Below are 1,864 nucleotides of genomic sequence, written 5' to 3' on the forward strand. Positions count from 1 at the left end.
GTCTTAGTTTTTCTATATTACTAATGGGGTGTGATAGTAGTTCATCGACTGATACTAGCCCAACTAAAATCACAAGCTCTAAAGCTGTTGGTGATGAAATGGATACCATGCAGGAATGTAAGTATCGTCTTGATCAAACAGCAAAAAAATATAATGTATCCTATACTGTAGATAAGGATGAAAAAGAAAAGTTTATTGGCTACATCGTGAAAGATGGAACTCAAACCGACTTGTTAGCCATGTGTAAAAAAGATGGTGACTACTACTCTGCTATGTTTCAAATACCTGATGAAAAATGAGAACAACAATGATCTATAAACACATATTAATTGCAATCACTTTAGCTATTATCAGTACCTCAGTGCTGGCTGATAAAAAGATTCCCATGATCGATAAAAAGTACAATGGAAAGTACTTTCTAATTAGCAATAAAAAGAAAGGGGGGATCAATTTAGTTATTTATAAGTCTGTATTTTCAACAGAGACAGTCTACTCTAAGATGGAAATCAACTGTTCCACAGGTAAATATCGCAAAATTGGAGAAGGCATCAATAGCGAAAGCGATATCACAACCTACACAGATAAAGGCTCATGGATCGAACCTATCTATGGGGCTAGCCACTATGATGTAGTTAAGTTTACTTGCAAATAGCAAACCTTGAGCATGAAGATGTGTTTTGTCAAATAGTGCAGTTATAACTATAAATTTATCCAAATGTTTGTACAGGCTTGAAATACTTATCGGTATAAATCTTTGTTATCGATTCACAACTGTCTTTACCTATTATAGGAAGAAAACTATGCAACTTTGTACTTTATGGGGGAATATGTCTGCTGATCGTACTGATGAGCAATATCCTCAAGCAAATGTCTGTGACGAGTGTATTCAAAAATACTCTACTGCTGAAGAATCTCCAATAGTTCATATCAACGGTAGTTACGAATCTGTCTATGGTGAAGAATGTGCTTTATGCGAAAAACATATTTCGGAAGAACAGTCATGTTAAGTACACATCAAATTAATGTTCTACAACATCTTGTAGACAATTGTGAAGAATACATTACAGATCTTGCAGAAGAGAATGGAGTTAAAAATACAGATGCTAGTCTTGGTGTAGCTAAATTTCTAGTAGCACATCCTGAAAACTTTACAAAGATGAGTCCTAACCAAAAATTTCATTATGAAACTGCAATTGAACCGTTAATCAATGAAGTGTGTTGTGATGGAATGACTGGTGAAGATGGTTCATGTCTGGGTAATGGCTTTATTGATGAAGACAGCCTCTTAGGCGCTTATTTAGAGCAAGATATGCGCTGTCAGCACTGTATAGCTACCACTAATTCATGGTTTGAGAATAACCCTTAATTAGTAATCAGATGTACACCTAATTTAAGGTGACCATATCCATTTAACTTATGTTCGTTATGCGATATGAAAAGCCTGGATCAATATCCAGGCTTTAAAATTTAAAATAATCATGCGCTTAATGTCCATATTGTGCATAATTATCAATAGTTTTTTATGTACATGAATTGAAGGTATTCTGTGGGCTTTAAAGTAATTGATAACTTAGTTATTGTTGATCACTCAACAAACCATTATGCAATTACTACTCCCACTAAGAAGAAAAGCCCATGTATCTATACTAAAAAGAATATTGATTCTTTAAATCTATCAATTTACTCAATCTTTTATCGTAGTGTAATTGACAGAAAACTTCATAAATTAGGTGACAATTGTCCTCTTCTTTATGCCCTTAAAGGAAAACAAAATTTAGTAGTAACTAAAGATTCAATGAAAGATCTTAAAGTACCTTTTTATCAAATATTAGAAATATTGAAAAATGAAATAACTGATAAAAGA

5 protein-coding genes are annotated in these 1,864 nt (G+C 33.2%); all 5 read left to right on the top strand.

Features of this window, described 5'->3' with window-relative positions:
• Window positions 1-299, top strand: a 299-nt coding sequence (locus CL42_RS17320; RefSeq protein ID WP_035270883.1) for a hypothetical protein, incomplete at its 5' end; no start/stop codon positions are given.
• Between the two features lie 8 nt (window positions 300-307).
• Window positions 308-652: a hypothetical protein gene (locus CL42_RS15970; protein ID WP_004762688.1), complete on the top strand. Its 345-nt coding sequence runs from the start codon at window positions 308-310 to the stop codon at window positions 650-652.
• A gap of 148 nt (window positions 653-800) precedes the next feature.
• A complete protein-coding gene (locus tag CL42_RS15975) occupies window positions 801-1,007 on the top strand; it encodes a hypothetical protein (RefSeq protein ID WP_035270884.1) in 207 nt (68 codons plus the stop codon).
• A complete protein-coding gene (locus CL42_RS15980; RefSeq protein WP_035270885.1) occupies window positions 1,001-1,366 on the top strand; it encodes a hypothetical protein in 366 nt (121 codons plus the stop codon). Before CL42_RS15975 ends, CL42_RS15980 begins: the two co-directional genes overlap by 7 nt.
• Before the next feature lie 180 nt (window positions 1,367-1,546).
• On the top strand, window positions 1,547-1,864 hold a 318-nt coding region (locus CL42_RS15985; protein WP_035270888.1), incomplete at its 3' end, for a hypothetical protein.

Source organism: Acinetobacter sp. Ver3, assembly GCF_000632455.1.
In the GTDB taxonomy this organism is placed as follows: Bacteria; Pseudomonadota; Gammaproteobacteria; order Pseudomonadales; family Moraxellaceae; genus Acinetobacter.